Raw genomic sequence first — 16,557 nt, forward strand, 5'->3', positions numbered from 1 at the left:
CGTTTTCCTAAAGAATTCTATCTGCTGATAGCCGAACCTTCGGGCACAACGTCACGCTGGGCGACCATCGAAGCATGCAACCGATTCATTACCGGTCACCCATGCGCTTGAGGCCGCAGCCGCATGGGCGGGGCACTTAAACTGTAATAGCCGCATTCAGGATCAACACCACAATCAATCCGACCACAGCCACAATCGATTGAACCACCGAGATCGTCTTCGTCGCTTCTCCCATTGTCATGCCAAAGGACTCCTTTACCATCCAGAAGCCTGCATGATTTGCATAATTGAAAAACAGCGAACCGCAGCCGATGGACAATGCCAGCAAGGGCAGGTTAAGGCTGGGATCGGCACCCGCAAGCGGCGCGAGCAAGCCCGCAGCGCCTACGATACCCACAGTTGCGGAACCTGTAGAGACCGAGAGCAACATCGCAATCAGCCAACCCAGGATCAACGGAGGGAAGGCAGACTGTTGGGTCAAGTGCACAATGGCATCGCCTACCTTGGCACTCGTCAGCAGCTCCTGAAATGCCCCGCCTCCAGCAATGATCATGATGATGGAGGCAATAGGTTTGAGGCTTTTACCCAGCGAATCGCGCAGCTTTTCGGCGTTGCCACCGCGCGCCAGTACCAGGCTTGCGCCGGCGAAAAGCACGCCTAAGAGCATGGATATCAGAGGGTTGCCCACGAAACTGGCCATCTGCAGGATCGCATTGCCCTTGGGTAGCAGCATCTCGGCGACGGCATTTATCAGCATCAGGATCGCCGGTAGCAGGGCTGCCAGTGCGCCGAGCCAAACGCCGGGGCGGTGTTGATTGTCGGCTTTTTCAGCCAGAGTAAACTGATCAAGTAATGCCTGGTCAGGCCTGGTGCTCATGCGCTTCGAAATGAACGCACCGTACAGCGGACCGCCCAGAATCATTGCTGGAATAGCCGCGATAAAGCCGTAGAGCATTGTCGGGCCTACTGAGGCTTTAAGCGCGGCGATGGCCGTCAACGGGCCAGGGTGCGGAGGTACCATGCCATGCATAGCGGCGAGCGCGGAAATCACAGGAACACCGACATAAACATATGCCGAGCCTTTGAAGCGAGCCTGGCTTTCCAGCTTTCGCGCCACACTGAATATCAGCGGTAGCATGATCACCAGCCCCACCTCGAAGAACATGGGTATGCCAATTACAAACGCAACAATCATCATTGCCCAAGGAATCATTCGATCCGAGGTGCGCTTAAGGATGACCTCGGCTATTTGCTCCGTGACGCCAGCATCAGCCAGGATTTTGCCAAGCATCGCGCCAAGCGCAATTACGATCCCAACTGCCCCCAGTGTCTTTCCGGCACCGGCGATCAAATGAGCGACGATACTTTCGGGCTGCATTTGGGTGGCAAAGCCCACTCCAACGGAAACGATCAACAGGGCCAAAAGCGGGTGCATTTTGAGTCGCGACACGATCAGTGCCACCAGCACCAAGACGCTGACAAGCGCTGTCATTAGAAGTTGTATATCTAGGGTAGTCATGAAGAGGTCTCAGTAATGGGAGCGCTGAGGCTGTACTCAGCCTTGGAAAAAGTCGTAACGCTGCCGAAGCACGCTAAGAATTAAGCTTGGGAGCACCCGCGTGCAACGGCCGCATTAGGAAAGGCGAACACGTCGTATCCTGCTGCTATGCCAATGCCGTCAGGTAATTTAGGTGTTAAGCGAGTAGGGGCGCGGGCACGTGCAGCACCAAGGTTGAGGCCTTTGATGTCCGGCAAGCGAAGAGGTCGACGGACAGATGTGCGACGCCCTTGTTGACGCTCCAGCAAACCTGCGTTGACCCTCGCATCTACCGCCTTGGGTACGATGCAGGTCGATAGCAGGTATTCAGCTGAAAGCGGCGTCTCCGTGGGAATAGCTTCGCCGGAGCGCCCCTGGATGTTTGCAATCTGCTGAGCCAAGGGGTCATTAAGGCGCTGATAAAGGGGTGTAGGGCTATCGTTGTGCACAGCATTCATTGAGTGATTCACCTTGTTATATAGTCATTTATATGAATCAAGGTAAAGTATTTGTCCGACGATGAGAGATTGTCAAGAGTGGCCTTGTGGGTGTGGGTCGAGTCCCGGTAGCAGTTGGTTTTCCATCATCACGCTAACGGTGGCTATCGAATTCCGACAAACACCAGGCTGCGCGCTTTCGGAAAGCCTAAGCCGGGCAGGGGGCCAATGCGGAATCTCGTTGAATTGCCCAAATGGTCACTGCTCTCGGCTCAATCACGATATGGGGTTACCCTGAAGACCGGGTCATGAGGCGGGGCCCACCTGCCATCAATGTATCGCTCAAGCGGGGCTTTTGGGCCTACAGTCTTGAGTGTCGCTCACTGCAAGGAATACAAATGAACGCGTTGCCTTCAACCTCTCTGCCAAAGCACGTCAGCCTGCTGGGTTATGGCGGCCTTTTACCGTTTATTTCTCTGGCGCTGCTGATCCCGTTCTCTGGCGACTATCGGCCGCTGTTTGCGACTACGCTTGTTAACTATGGAGCCGTCATCCTGAGCTTCGTCGGCGCCTTGCACTAGGGCTTCGCCATGACCGCGCAAGACATGAAAGCCGAGCAGCGCAGCGGCCGGTTCATCTGGAGTGTCATCCCTGCACTTATTGCCTGGATTGCCACATCGAATGGATCAGGCTCATCTGGGCAGTCGCACGGTGGCCGATACGTAGCGAGTCGCAGACAGTCAGTCCCGGCCCAGACAGAAAACGATCCAGAGACGCACAGATTGGATAGACGAGGGTAAGCCCTTGAAATTTCTGTCGAACGAAGCGTCCAGGGTTAAAAAATTTCAGTCCAGGAATTACGAAACGCTGACACATGAGCAGACATAGAAATATACATTATTTAACTTATGGGCGATGCTTATTGTTTATGAGCGATCGAACCCCCAATCACTAGCGGGTTTTCTCCGGGTGTATGGAACCAAATGTTCACAGATTTATGTTCATGAGGACCTTCTGGTTTATCTGCAGAGGACTCCTTGGGATTGCCAAATCCTGGAACGACTGAGCTGCTTCGTAGACCTGACCCCGCCTCCGATAGCGGGATAGGGAAAGGACTGGCAATCTGATCTCCCAGTCGTCAGCGAACTCTCACCTGTGAGCTTCGACTCGGTTTTTGGCTGCTTCGGGTCGATTTCCTTTAATTTGTCTGCCTTCGTTAGAGCACTAAAAATGACGGTTGCGTGCTGCGCTGGATGACGCGTAAGCACTGGAGAAGGGCGTCGGTCGCTCTTCAGAGACTTAGGGTTCAGATCTGGTGGTTCCAATCATTAAATGATCAGTATGCGAAGACAATTCGCGGTGTGCACGTCCGGGTGATGCCATTTGGGTTGAACTATTGCAGGCGCTAGAATCTACGGCTGGCCCCTTCGGTGGTTCGGGGTCGTAGCCTAGCAGCGGCACTCTGAGTCTGACGGTAGATTCTCAACCGCGGCGTGCGTGCAACTTGAACAACCTAGTCTGCATCTTCGATGCGAACGCCTAGTATGCGGGCGGCAGGGGGCATAGGATTTCGATCTGCACTGGAGGGCTACAAAGGGTTTCATGGCTGAGAGCATTTCGAACTCGGAACCAACGGTATAAGCGATATGGGAGTTAATTCTGGATTAGTCCAGTAGCCAGGCAACACCGATCCATCTAGGATCGGGTTGACCCTCACTAGGAAGACGGGGTACAGCAATGGCAATAAACCTCAGTGCTTTGGGTTCAAACGTTTCTAGGTATCGCATCCAGCTCGCACTGACCGTGGAAGAGGTGAGTGCGGCCACTCGCATCCCGCCAGAGCGCCTTTGCTCTGTCGAGGCAGGCGAAGTTGAGCCTACCGGGGACGAAGTTCTCATCTTGGCTGACCTTTTCCGCTGCGATTTCAAATTCTTCATTTCTAATGAACAGGTTGCGCCTTTCGAGCAGACTGAAATCCTTTACCGGGCACACGGTAAAGAATTCTCAAAGGACGATCGTCGGGCGGTGCAGGAGTTTTTGTACCTTTGCGAGACAGAGGCATTCCTTGCAAAGGCGATGGGTATCAAGCATCGGCAATTCACGGCTGCGCCTCCTACCGGCCATTTCAAGAAGGATGGTGTTTCGGCAGCGACCGGATTCCGTCGCTTCAACCAACACGAACACAACGCTGTTCCCAGAGATGTCTATCGAGAAATCCGTGAGACGGGAGCACATGTCTTCCGCCGCAAACTCGGAAATTCTAAAGTTTCCGGCCTCTTCATGCTTCACCCAACTGCCGGTAAATGCATCCTGGTTAATTATAGCGAGGATGTGTACAGGCAGCGGTTCAGTGCGGCTCATGAAATGGCTCACGCCCTATTTGATGCGAGTGACGGTCCCAGCATTACCTACGTGCAAACGGATAAGGATGATCGCCGGGAGCTACGAGCGAACACCTTTGCCTCTCGCTACCTGATGCCACCAGAATTCCTTCGGCAACTGCCTGATCCTAAACGTTGGGTGGAGGCAGACGTCCAGCACTGGGCAAATGAACTGCGAGTGAGCTGCGTGGCCCTTGGTATCGGGCTCAAAGCTGAAGGGCTGATTAGCGAGGCTGTATTCCAACACATCAAATCGTGTCGAGTGCCTCGTAATCTCAAAGTCGATCCAGAGCTTCCAGATCAATTAGCGCCACGACAACGGGAGCGTAAAGCTCGTTTGTTGGAGAGAGGGCTGTCGGATAGCTACGTCGCCTTATGTCTGGATGCGGCCAGTCAGGGAGTCATCACACAGGGGAGACTGGCAGAGGCCTTATTGTGCGACTACGAAGAGCTTCGAGATCTATTATCCCTTTACGGAAGATCATCTTATGGCCATTGATCCTTCTCAATTCAACCTTCACAACGTGACAGATACGTGTTCCGTCTGGAACGTTCTATCATCCTCAACCCTTTACCGGGCCGCAGTCGCAGCTAAATGCAGCTTCTGTGTGACAGGCTTTGTGGATTACGAATGTCTAGCTAAACCTAGGACATTGCCAAATGATTCGAGTCGTGAGCTACAGCGTCGACTGCAGGAGGCACGCCGAGCCGGTCAGTTTGAAGTCCACTCCTGCAGCATTGCGGATCTTCAGGTCATTGGATTGTTAGAAAGTCGCAAGCGACTAGGGAAGGGAGAGCTTTCATCCATTGCATTCGCCATGGGCCGCGGGCTAGCAGTGTTAACGGATGATCAGGGCGCCAGAAAATTATCTGCCGCCGCCGGGGCGCATCCCACGCAGACGACGCCCCACCTTCATGGCTGGTTGATCTTCACGCGACGGCTGGACGATGCCGATCATTGCAATGTCCTGAGTCAACACCAGCAAATGGAAGGATGTCTTGCGCCTCACCTGCAAGATGCTTATGTGTTGGCGCTCCAGTGCGCCCGCAACGCTCTGTCCACGCCCGAGTAGTTCATGTTCGCAAGGGCAGCAATAGTATAAGGAGCAACGAAATTGGCTAAGGTTGAGCCGCAGCTTCTTCAAGCTCTTAGTGATCTATGGATCGTTCGCAAATCCCAAAACGGTCTTTGGTCTGAACCTGTATTCAAAAGGCTTGAGAAGGTATGTGCGGACCTGTACGAAAATGGTCGACATAGCTTCGGATCCTCCTTCGCGCTGAACCATGCTTTGAGATCACTCGGAGCACCCGGCACCCTGCCAGAGGTTTTGGAAGCCGAGATTGGCGATGTTACTGAAGCGGCGGAGAGGCTGGATCAGGCGTTCAAGCAAACGAGCACGCGTCGCACTTATATCTGCCCGCTAGATTTGGCGGAGGACGTGCCGTCATTAACGTTTGGGGCAGTCAGGCTGGGTAGATTTAGCGCAGCGGATCTTGAGACCTTTTTCGATGCTCGTAGACTAGCTAGATGCTATCCAAACCAACCGCTCGATTCGGCAAGACTATCGCAATTCCATTGGCTTGTGATCGAGGAAAATGTTCCCGTGACTCGTAGTGTAGGACTACGAGCAATGCCGGACTTCTCCACGATCATGGACAGGGACTTTGGTGAAATTGATCCCCACAAAGGTCGCTTTCCACAGGCCGTTGAGACCGTGCTCTTCTTCCTGTTGCTTGCTCCATGGGAGAAGTGGTCAACCATGAACGAAGTAGATTGGCGCGGTTTTCGGGTGCCCTGGGTTTACTGTCTCGACGATGATCTGTTCGTCTCACCCTCAGCGCCCCCTAGCGCGGATACGCTTTCATGGGAGCCGCATACCTATACGGACGATTGGGGAGAGTCCATCGAGGTGGAGCGCCCCATTGAACTCAGGCTGATAGATTCCGCCAGAGGTGAAATGCTTGAGTTCAGTGATGAGCGCTGGACGGACTTCAAAAGCGCTCTCGACTCAGAGCTCTTACAACCCCCTGTCATGCATTTCGTGGTGCGGGCATTCCTTGCAAATGGCATTGATGAGTTCATGGCACACTTGACCGCCATCGAGGCCGCCCTGGGACTTCAGACAGATCACGATCCGAAGGCCCGGAAGCTGCATCATCCAAATATTGGTGCTACTAAACGCGTGAGCGTCCGGTTAGCATCCGCTTTGGACGATGCTTCTGCTGCAGACCTGTACGCTGACCTGTTCAACCTGCGGAGCGCCTTCATCCATGGGAGAGGTGGCATCGAGAAAATCTCAACTCAGAAACGCGTTAGTGCACGACGCCTTGCCGCTATGGCCGCCAGTGCACTGGTGACGCAGGCAAGTCAATCAACACAGACCAGGGAGCGTGTCCTTGGAGAGTTATTAGACAAAGGCGTGCAGCTCGTAGCCAAGTAACCTAAGGGGAAGCGGATACACAGCGACATGGTAGGAGTGATCAACCCTGGTGGCGAATCGCCTATAAAGTTCAGTACGTCAGGCTTCTTTTTGTTGCACAGACAGTCCCTGTCTATGCCAAGTGGTACTAATAAGTGAAGTAGCTACGAGTTGATGGAGCGATTCGCAAAGCGCGCCCGCCATCCGACTGATTCCAGTTGCCCAGCCCAGGAAAGGGCCGAGTTTAGAAATTGGTTCTGAATTAATTAGGAGCTTCACGTGCAGACCGTAAGTCCATCTAGCTACTGCATTATCGAGCACAAACACAGGTATTCCGCGTGGGCAGCGAGCCGTGCCGCGAGCACGAACACCTGCCGATTCGACGTCAATACAGGCAAACTCATCATTGAGGCAGTGGGACTCAAGGAATTGTTAGCAGACCCCGAGTTATTGCCCACACCCCATAGTATTGATGCGGAGCATCGGCAGTGGTGCGTTAGAGCGATACAAGCAGCTACTGAACATAACCTGCGCAGCTTCAATCACGGCGTCGCAGCAAAATTAATCAACGTTTACCTCAAGGGTGCAGTTGTTTGTGCAGGGCATGAAAACCACGCCAACGTCGCTTCACTTCACCCACCCATCGATAGCCTTCTGCTCGATGACCTATATGTGCATGATGTAGGCGGACTGCGTGCCACGTGGGCCAAAGCGCGCAAGCTGCGCTGGTCGAAGTTCGATTCCAGTCAGTACCAAGACGTCATTGACGGGGTGAGACAAGCTATGGCCGGAAAGCCGCTTTGGCAGGTAGAGGCCCACTGGCGCGGTTACCAGTAACACCGTGACTCAAGTGTCGGGGGCCACCAAGCAGGGTAGGGGAGTCGCTGATGGTCTGTTACGGCAAGGTTGAAAGTCAGATTGCGGGTGAGAAATGAATTCGAAGACATGATGCATGAGATCATTCATCGAGTCGATGCACTAAACTCCCCCCTAATTCAGGTTTGTGGCACGGGTATCGGTTAAGCCGGTGTAGATGACTGATCTAACATCGCGGATCTTGGCTTCAATAGTAATAATTTATCATGGTTCAGATAGAGTAGTTTTCAAATGGATTTCGAGTACGATGAGTTTGACGCAGACGAAGAAATCGTCACGCAGAATGATCACTATGCTGCGCATCCACTTTCTCCATTTGGGTGGTTGTATATTGCAGCCGACGTTAGAGATATGGGGATATCAAAAATAGGATTAACAACAAAAAAAACGCCTGAGCAAAGGCTTGCAGAAGGAAAAACCTATAATCCGTTCATCGTGCTTTTCGCTACCTATAATCTCGCAAAGTCCACCTATGGAATTTCAAAGTTTGAGTTGAAAGCTATCGAAGGCTACATCCATCGACGATCTTTTGCTGACCCAGTCTTGCATTTATATACAGGTCGGAACTCCGAATGGTTCTACATGCATCCGGATCTGGCCGAATATGAAGTTGATAGAATGCTGGTGAAGCGTGGGTTCAGCGTGAGAGGAAAGAGGTTATTTTCATATTATGAAGGCGACCATACTTATGAGGGGGTCTATGTTTCACGAATGAGAGAGATCAAGAAAATATATCGGCCTTTTCCTGATGACTTTGAAAAAATGGCCGTGGATTCTGGAATTCCATATAAATATTTCCAAGAATATTTGGATTACCTTACAGAGTATCACTCTAGAAGCTCTAAAGATAAAGTTTATCTTTGATTTAGGGTGGCAAAAAGCTGAAGCCGAGCTTTTTCTGCCGCTTTTCGCGCAGCAACTGCGCGAGGCATGCGAATGAGGCAGCCCTGGAACAACCAGGTCGAGAACCAGATCCGGCCGTCAGCGCTTGGACGCTCGAACTGGTTGCCGCCGGGTCGCTACGCAGCGGTAAACGGGCCACGGCGATCATGAGTTTGATCCAGTCTTCTAGTTTGTGACATTTTCGCAAGATCAAATGCCAAAGAACATTTTTCGATCTTCACTCTTATGCAAGTTATGCTTTGCGACGTGATAAAATTTTGGCTCAATCTTATCTGAAAATAACATGAAAGGTAATTCATCTATGCAGATTTCAGCTACAACGGCGCCAAAATCCTTGTCATAGCAATCTTGAAGAATCTTTAGATTGGTAGAAGGAAAACTGTCCTTGAATTCTTTATTAAATTCCGGGTAAAAATACCTAATTAGCGCCGCTTCATACAGAGAAATTTTTTCCGCTTCTGTAGTGTTTTGCGCTTTGTCCAATCCTTGTTTTATCCGTGCATCACCGCTATCGCCATTTTTAGCAAATGGGTTCATCATTGTAATGAGTTGATTGCTAGGTTGAATGGAAAGCAAAAGTAGAGTCAGTTTGTGCCCTGATGGAACTCCCTTCAGCGCTATTTTTTGCAAGGTTTCATGTTTTAGAAGTCGATCAATGGCATTTCTTGAACCGTCTTGACCGTATGCCTGGCCAATGTACTTTACGTCGAAAGTAACAGCTTTAAATTCATTGCTTAGGCGGTCTTGTACATGCTCCATGTCAGGCCAAAACCTTTCGCCGGTCGGATCCTCTAGGAAATTATAACCGTCTTCCATCTTGTAGATTAAACCAGGTATTGAATACGTGACAGTATACTTTTTACCCAATACATTCAATTGTATATTAAGCTCATCTCCCGTTTGGCTTGCACCAGTGAAATCCACAATTGGTGTGTATCCGATGCAGTAAATGTGACACGTTTCAATGACGCTCATCATGGATTGCAAAATGGCTTTATCGTAAATAGCCTCAGCGGGCATCGTGCAATAACTGTAGGCATACATGCCTATGGCATGCTCGACATCATTCAAAGCACGACCAAATACATGATGTTTTGAGGGCGACTCGGGATTTTCGGTCAATTTCCTACTCCTTGTGTCAAATCTGTAAAGATTAGTGCCACCAGCGAAAAAACTGTAAGGCTCTACACGATCTCGAATTTTTGCAGAGGCTACACTCCTTTGTACAGCGAATCTAGATTCATCGCACAAACGCCTAGCTCATGATTTAGCTTCACTAAATTTTTCGAATGCAGCTTCAAACTGGCAGGAACTGCTCCTATCTGAACAGACGGAGCTCCATGATTCAGGCTCTTCAGCGCTCGGGTCGCCTGGGTCATGTTCGCGGTCATTGATGCTGACATAGGCATGCTGAGAACCCTGATTGATGTCCGTGGTGTAGAGCTTCAGAAGCTCTCCACGACGGATACCGGTCTCCAGCAGTAATTCAATCATTAGCCAATTGCGCAACTGCAATCGTTCTGGAAACGGATTCTCCGCAGCGCCCGGGCGAATCAGCGTTTGAATGATCTGGAGTTGCGTATCTGTCAGGCTGCGGTAACGAGCGTGGTCGGGACGAACATTGATGATATGGCTCTCAAAGCGCCGTTCAATGACGTCGGCGACATCTGCAAATGCCACCTCGATGTTAGCCAGGCTGGTTGAGTTCTGACGGGCACGCCGGATGTATCGGGTCACACACCAGGACAGGAACTGCTTCAACAGCCGCAGGTATTGGTCACGGGTGCGCGGATCGATCAGCGGAAAAGATGTCGTTTTAGCTGTGCCTATTCGGGCGACCAAATTATCGGCCTGACGGCCGCTTTGGAGCCAGATGGCGTAACCATCCAGTAAAGCCAGAATCACCTCAAAGTGGCCCGCTAAGATGGCTTCATCGATATCCAGATCTCGGCTTTTGGCATAGGTGTAGAAAGCCTGGATAGCACGCAGGTGCGCTGCGGCGGTGTTGTATGCACGATGCCTGAGCTTGAGCTGGACGTAGATGAATGGGACTAGCTTGGGCAATGGCGCCGCCTGACCATCCTGCACAAGCAGCGGCACACGCTGACCGGAAGCGAAACGGCTCTGAACCAACTTCACTGGAAGGTCCTCATTCAAAGGCTCACCATGAACATTTAGTACATGGCCCGTTGACAGAGTGGACGCCAGAAGCGGTTTTGTCGAATCAGTGACTTAGGCAGTTCATGAACATCCATGACATGACCTGCCGTTTAACATAATATACATTATGCGTAACAAAGTATTTCACAATCCAGGCCAGTGCCCACCGCATTTCACCAGGAAAAGGCTCCTGTCGAAACATGCCAATCAGCCTCGAATCTAACCTGAGCGAAACCGCCACTAACAAAAACTTGATCGCGGCGATTGAAGCTGAGCTTCCGGCCTTCCGAACAATGTCAGTGGCGACCGAGAAAAACAGAAGCTCAAACTCACTGCATTACCAGCACCAGCGGAGTTTCTACGCACGTTGATCTATCAACAGTACGCTCGCCGAGCGAGCCCTGCGCTGTATCCACCTGGACGCAAGACCTGGCTCTTCGCCGGGAATTTTGTGCGGCGGCAAGCGCGCATCAATGTGGACACTCTCCTGCGATGTATTTAGGGTTACCATTCCACGCAAACCAACCTACGAGAGCTTCATGCCCAATACACTGAGTTTTCACCAGGTTGATGTATTCGCTAACAAGCCCTTGGAAGGCAATGCCCTCGCAGTCGTAAGCGACGCCGATGATCTGACCACCGAACAAATGGCCGCGTTCGCACGTTGGACAAACCTTAGCGAGACTACATTTCTCATGCGTCCTACCCATCCTGATGCGGATTATCGCGTACGTATCTTTACGCCAATGCGTGAACTTCCCTTCGCTGGCCACCCTACCTTAGGCAGCTGTTACGTGTGGCTAGGGGATAATATTTTTTCGCAAAGTAAAGAAGTCGTTCAGGAGTGTGGTGCAGGTTTAGTTAACATCCGCCGCGACGGCCCTCGTCTGGCTTTCGCGGCACCACCATTGCTACGTGGAGGCGCGGTTGAAGACTACGTTTTGCACCGCATCATCGATGGATTGGGTGTTGCACCTGACCGTGTTATTGCGAGCCAATGGGCAGACAACGGTCCGGGTTGGGTTGTCGTAATGCTGCGCTCGCGTGAAGAATTGTTGGCAATACATCCAGACTATGCAGCACTGAACGGGTTAAACGTAGGAGCCTTTGCGCCTTGGATCGGGCGAGATGCAGGAGCTGATATTGAAGTTCGAGCCTTCATTAGTGACAGGTCTGCCGAAGACCCTGTTACTGGTAGCCTTAATGCCAGCCTTGCCCAATGGCTAATACCAGCCGGGCTAATGCCGAAACGATATACTGTCAGCCAAGGTACGGCTTTAGGGCGTCACGGACGAATTCAGGTAGAACAAATTGGCGAGCGCATCTGGGTTGGTGGTGAGGTTCAAAAATGCATTACCGGCCGAGTCTCTTTTTAGTAGATGATTGAAAATCCGGTTGAGTCAGTGAGCTTTTCAGGACGCTTTTCCAAGAAAACTTGAGAAACCAGAACAACCGCCCTCACCCAACCTTAGAATCACTGAGATTAATAACTCAACTAAACAGTCATTTAGTTGAGTTATCCATCAACACCAACAAGCGCCCCTCCTGCACTTTACCCAAACATAAAACACTACAGTTGACGATCAACGGCGCGGCATAACAGTCTCATTATGAGCAATAGCTTCAGTACGGCTGTGATGGCCGAGCGTGCGCAGATCCTCCAGCAACCGAACAAATTCGACGACGGCGGGAGCCATTGTTTGCTCCGTACGGGTAATAAGCCCAATCTGCCGAACAACACCCGGATGATCGATTGGCACTTTACTCAGGTCTCCCCGCCCATCGTCCGCCGACTCCGGAAGAAGCGTAATGCCCTGCCCCTGTCTGACCAACGCCAGTACCGTAGACATGTAATTGGCTTCCAGGCCCGCAGATAAAGGCAGTTGCTCGTCAGCAAACACTCGCTCGACAAGATCGCGAACACTGCTTTCCCTGCCGGTAAGAACGATCGGGAAACCAGCTATCTCGTTCAGTTTCACTGCGCGGCGATTCGCCAAGGGATGGTCTTTTGGAGCGAACAGGCACAACCGGTCTTCCAGGATGGCGTTGAACTCCAGCCCATGGGTGGGCCGAGCCTGCACGCCTAATCCGAAATCCACTTCGCGCTCCATGACAAGCGCATCGATTCGTTGCGCGACGACATCTCGCAGCCTGACCTCGACACCGGGAAACCGTTCGCGAAACGTCTTCAACACTGCAGGCAGTACGCCTGAACACAGCGACGGCAACGCGGCGATCGTGATCAACCCGCGTCGTGAGGCTGCAATGTCCCGCGCGGCACTAACGATGTTGTCCAGATCCAGCAGCAGTTTCTCCATAGGCAAAAGCGCATTTTGGCCAGCCCCGGTCAAGCAGACATGACGTGGGCTTCGTTCCAGCAAGGCAACGCCGAGCCAATCCTCCAGTTGCTGGATTTGCACGGTCAGTGCAGACGGCGACAAGTTGAGAGCGGCTGCAGCCTTGGAAAAACTGCCGGTCTGAGCCACTGACAGGAAGGCGCGAATATGCTGGATCGAATTCCTCATTTTGTTTTTCCGAATATGACCCACTGAATATTTCAATTCACAGAGCATAGCGTCGTTGCTATTACTCTTGCAAAACAACAATAGGGCGTCTCGTCGCTGCCGCGCACAGGGATGCCAAAGAGGACCAGCCTATGCTCGCTACACTCGGTGTGATAACCATCCTTGCCATGCTCGTCAGCATTATGAGCAAACGCATATCTCCCCTGGTTGCATTGATCGCCCTGCCGATCATCGCCGCCCTCCTCGCTGGCTTTGGTCTGCAAACCAGTGGCTTCATCATCACAGGCATCAAGAACGTTGCGCCCGTAGTCGGGATGTTTGTATTCGCCATCCTCTTCTTCGGCATCATGACGGATGCCGGCATGCTCGATCCGATCATCGACCGCATCCTCAAACGGGTCGGTACACGGCCAACCCGCATCGTCATGGGCACCGCACTGCTGGCGCTGTTGGTGCATCTGGACGGCTCCGGCGCGGTGACCTTTCTCGTGACCATTCCCGCAATGCTGCCGCTGTACACGCGCCTTGGCATGGATAAACGCATACTGGCGTGCGTGACGGCAATGGCTGCGGGGGTCAACTTCCTGCCCTGGACGGGCCCGGTGCTGCGCTCCTCCGCCGCCCTTCATGTGCCGGTTTCGGATCTGTTTCAGCCGCTCATTCCGGTGCAGATCGTCGGACTGATCTTTGTCTTCACCTGCGCGTTTTTCCTGGGACGGCGCGAAGAGCGACGCCTCGGCCTGGGCCCCGACAATCTTGATGTAAAACCCCACCAACGCGTGCTCAGCGATGCCGAGCGTGAACTGCGCAAGCCTCGGCTGTTCTGGGTCAACCTGCTGCTGACGCTGGTGGTAATGGGCGTGATGATCGCGGGCGTTGTCGATCCGGTGGTGATGTTCATGCTCGGCACCGTGATTGCCTTGTGCATCAACTACCCCGCCGTGGACGCACAACGGGCGCGTATCGACGCACACGCCAAAACAGCCCTGACCATGGCCAGTATTCTGCTGGCTGCCGGGGTGTTCACAGGCATCATGCAAGGCACCGGGATGCTGAAGGCCATGGCAGAAGTGGCCGTGGGCCAGATCCCCGCCGGGCACGGCAAGCTGATCCCGGTCGTCGTAGGCTTTATATCCATGCCCCTGAGCCTGCTTTTCGATCCGGACTCCTTCTACTTCGGCATCATGCCGGTGGTCGCCGAGGTCGGCAAAGCGCTCGGCGTTGACCCGATGCAGGTCGCGCAAGCGTCGCTGCTTGGCGTACATACCACCGGGTTCCCGGTCAGCCCGCTGACGCCAGCAACCTTTCTGCTGGTCGGCCTGTGCAAGATCGAATTGGCCGACCATCAGCGCTTCACTATCCCTTTCCTGTTTGCGGCCTCGGTCATCATGACCCTGACCGCTATGGTCATAGGAGTTTTTTGAATGAAAACCATACGGATTGGTTCAGGGGCCGGTTATTCCGGCGACCGCATCGAGCCGGCGATCGAGCTGGCCGAGCATGGGCAACTGGATTACCTGGTATTCGAATGCCTCGCAGAACGTACCATTGCGCTGGCACAACAGTCGCGTCTGGCAGACCCATCAGCAGGCTACGATCCATTGCTGAGCGAGCGCATGCGCCGGGTCTTGCCTTTTGTGGGCAAAGGCGTTGACGGTACGAGCCGTCGCTTGCGAATCATCACCAACATGGGGGCTGCAAATCCGCTTGGCGCCGCAAGTGAAATACGCCGGATAGCGGCAGATCTTGGCCTGACGGGCTTGAAAGTCGCAGCGCTGACAGGCGATGACGTGCTCGCAGCCCTACTGCAACAGCCCGATCGATCCCTCGACAACGGCAGGTCTCTGCGATCCCTCGGCGACAGACTCATTTCGGCCAATGCCTACCTTGGCGCAGAAGGAATCATCCAGGCCTTGCGCGCCGATGCTGACGTGATCGTTACCGGAAGGGTCGCTGATCCGTCACTGTTTCTCGCACCGCAAATGTTCGAGTTCGGCTGGGCCGAGGACGACTGGGCATTGCTGGGCCGTGGAACCTTGGTCGGGCACTTGCTCGAATGCGCCGGCCAGGTCAGCGGCGGCTATTTCGCGGATCCCGGTTTTAAAGACGTTCCCGACCTCGACCGCCTGGGCTTCCCGCTGGCCGAGATAGATGCGGCAGGCAATGCCGTTATCAGCAAAGTGGCGGGCTCAGGCGGCCGCATTGATACCGCCACCTGCACCGAGCAAATGTTGTACGAAGTGCATGACCCTGCCGCCTACCTGACGCCCGATGTCAGCGCGGACTTCACCCATGCTGGCTTCGAATCCATCGCGAGAGACGAAGTACGCGTTCAGGGGGCGGGCGGACACGCACGTCCCGAGACGTTGAAGGTGTCCGTAGGTTTTCTCGATGGCTGGATCGGCGAAGGACAAATGTCCTACGGCGGCCCCGGCGCGCTGGCCCGCGGGCTGTTGGCGAAGGACATCGTGCTCAAACGACTGGCTCTGACAGGCGTGGCATGTGAGGACATTCAGGCCGAACTGATCGGCGTTAGCGCCTTGCATGGAAGTCACCTGGGGGCGCGCGCCGAGGGCGAGCCCTGGGAGGTACGCCTTCGGGTCGCCGCGCGTTGCGTGGACAAAAGCGATGCGGTACGCGTCGGCAATGAAGTAGAAACCCTCTACACCAACGGCCCATACGGAGGCGGCGGTGCGAGCAAATCAGTCCGCCAGGTGGTCGCGGTGGCGTCACTGTTTGTGCCGAGAGACCACGTCAACCTGCACGTACACCTGGAGCTCCTGCCATGAACACCACAAAACTGCGGGACATCGCTCACGCACGTACCGGTGACAAGGGTGACGTCTCCAATATCTCCATCGTTGCCTTTCACATCGACGATTATGCACGTCTGGCTGAGCTGCTCACGGTTGAGCGGGTCACTGCACACTTCGCCGAACTGCTGGACCTGAATGGGCCACCCGTAAGGCGCTACGAACTGCCTTGTGTAGGTGCGCTCAACTTCGTCCTGCCCGGCATCCTGCGTGGCGGAGTCACACGGTCACTGGCGCTCGACGCCCACGGCAAGGCGCTGGGGGCCGCACTGCTCGATCTGTCTCTGGAATGGCAAGCCGCGCCACCCGATGCAACACTTCGGTCGACCAGCTAACGGCGCACTTTGGCGCACCCTGCACGCATTGATGCAACAAATCCGTACCCGTTGAAAAATTGGTTCACCCACCGGCGGACCAATCCTCTCAGCATGCCGCGGACCAGTCGGGCGGACCTTTGAACATTGGCCCGCCAGGCTTGATCGTCGCCAGTCGCTGGTCATCTTGT

The 16,557-nt window shown here is 53.6% G+C and carries 13 protein-coding genes and 3 pseudogenes; 11 read left to right on the forward strand and 5 right to left on the reverse strand.

Going from position 1 to position 16,557, the window contains the following annotated elements; translation table 11 throughout:
* Positions 1–136 precede the first annotated feature (136 nt).
* The gene (locus tag JOE39_RS07095) at positions 137–1,519 is read right to left on the reverse strand and encodes a gluconate:H+ symporter (RefSeq protein ID WP_024664339.1); all 1,383 of its coding nucleotides are present in this window, start codon (positions 1,517–1,519) and stop codon (positions 137–139) included.
* Between the two features lie 242 nt (positions 1,520–1,761).
* A pseudogene (locus tag JOE39_RS26280) lies at positions 1,762–1,995 on the reverse strand (GntR family transcriptional regulator); the annotation flags it as partial.
* A gap of 377 nt (positions 1,996–2,372) precedes the next feature.
* Here JOE39_RS26280 and JOE39_RS07105 point away from each other — a divergent pair.
* The 7 genes and pseudogenes from JOE39_RS07105 to JOE39_RS07135 all read left to right on the forward strand — a co-directional run.
* Positions 2,373–2,651: pseudogene (locus JOE39_RS07105) on the forward strand (DUF3429 domain-containing protein); the annotation flags it as partial.
* A gap of 1,060 nt (positions 2,652–3,711) precedes the next feature.
* Positions 3,712–4,854, forward strand: coding sequence for an XRE family transcriptional regulator (locus JOE39_RS07110; RefSeq protein WP_245227472.1), 1,143 nt, complete (start codon positions 3,712–3,714; stop codon positions 4,852–4,854).
* The gene (locus JOE39_RS07115; protein ID WP_080272529.1) at positions 4,844–5,428 is read left to right on the forward strand and encodes a hypothetical protein; all 585 of its coding nucleotides are present in this window, start codon (positions 4,844–4,846) and stop codon (positions 5,426–5,428) included. The genes JOE39_RS07110 and JOE39_RS07115 overlap by 11 nt, the downstream gene beginning before the upstream one ends.
* A gap of 42 nt (positions 5,429–5,470) precedes the next feature.
* On the forward strand, positions 5,471–6,796 hold the full coding sequence (locus tag JOE39_RS07120) for a hypothetical protein (RefSeq protein ID WP_024664341.1): 1,326 nt from the start codon (positions 5,471–5,473) through the stop codon (positions 6,794–6,796).
* Positions 6,797–7,054: 258 nt separating this feature from the next.
* Positions 7,055–7,612: a hypothetical protein gene (locus tag JOE39_RS07125; RefSeq protein ID WP_024664342.1), complete on the forward strand. Its 558-nt coding sequence runs from the start codon at positions 7,055–7,057 to the stop codon at positions 7,610–7,612.
* 270 nt (positions 7,613–7,882) lie between these two features.
* Positions 7,883–8,515, forward strand: a complete 633-nt coding sequence (locus JOE39_RS07130) for a hypothetical protein (protein WP_032623493.1) — start codon at positions 7,883–7,885, stop codon at positions 8,513–8,515.
* 87 nt (positions 8,516–8,602) lie between these two features.
* Positions 8,603–8,727 (forward strand): annotated as a pseudogene (locus tag JOE39_RS07135) (transposase); the annotation flags it as partial.
* A gap of 16 nt (positions 8,728–8,743) precedes the next feature.
* Here the strand turns inward: JOE39_RS07135 and JOE39_RS07140 are convergent.
* Both JOE39_RS07140 and JOE39_RS07145 read right to left on the reverse strand, forming a co-directional pair.
* Positions 8,744–9,676, reverse strand: a complete 933-nt coding sequence (locus JOE39_RS07140; RefSeq protein ID WP_024664344.1) for a hypothetical protein — start codon at positions 9,674–9,676, stop codon at positions 8,744–8,746.
* 138 nt (positions 9,677–9,814) lie between these two features.
* Entirely contained in the window at positions 9,815–10,693 is an 879-nt protein-coding gene (locus JOE39_RS07145) for a hypothetical protein (RefSeq protein ID WP_024664345.1), read from the reverse strand.
* A 560-nt stretch (positions 10,694–11,253) separates the two neighbouring features.
* On the opposite strand from JOE39_RS07145, the gene JOE39_RS07150 reads away from it, so the two are divergent.
* Complete coding sequence (locus JOE39_RS07150) at positions 11,254–12,090, forward strand: PhzF family phenazine biosynthesis protein (protein ID WP_057445541.1); 837 nt, start codon at positions 11,254–11,256, stop codon at positions 12,088–12,090.
* Positions 12,091–12,297: 207 nt separating this feature from the next.
* Here the strand turns inward: JOE39_RS07150 and JOE39_RS07155 are convergent, their stop codons facing one another.
* Positions 12,298–13,239: a LysR family transcriptional regulator gene (locus tag JOE39_RS07155; RefSeq protein WP_057445532.1), complete on the reverse strand. Its 942-nt coding sequence runs from the start codon at positions 13,237–13,239 to the stop codon at positions 12,298–12,300.
* A gap of 131 nt (positions 13,240–13,370) precedes the next feature.
* On the opposite strand from JOE39_RS07155, the gene JOE39_RS07160 reads away from it, so the two are divergent.
* From JOE39_RS07160 to JOE39_RS07170, 3 genes are read left to right on the forward strand one after another with little or no spacing between them, the layout of a single operon-like run.
* Positions 13,371–14,663: a citrate:proton symporter gene (locus JOE39_RS07160; protein WP_057445531.1), complete on the forward strand. Its 1,293-nt coding sequence runs from the start codon at positions 13,371–13,373 to the stop codon at positions 14,661–14,663.
* Positions 14,664–16,028 (forward strand): acyclic terpene utilization AtuA family protein, encoded by a 1,365-nt coding sequence (locus tag JOE39_RS07165; protein WP_004404664.1) that lies wholly within the window; start codon positions 14,664–14,666, stop codon positions 16,026–16,028. It begins immediately after the preceding gene.
* On the forward strand, positions 16,025–16,387 hold the full coding sequence (locus tag JOE39_RS07170) for a hypothetical protein (RefSeq protein ID WP_004404666.1): 363 nt from the start codon (positions 16,025–16,027) through the stop codon (positions 16,385–16,387). The genes JOE39_RS07165 and JOE39_RS07170 overlap by 4 nt, the downstream gene beginning before the upstream one ends.
* Positions 16,388–16,557: the final 170 nt, after the last annotated feature.

The organism is Pseudomonas sp. PvP100, assembly GCF_017833055.1.
Taxonomy (GTDB): domain Bacteria; phylum Pseudomonadota; class Gammaproteobacteria; order Pseudomonadales; family Pseudomonadaceae; genus Aquipseudomonas; species Aquipseudomonas syringae.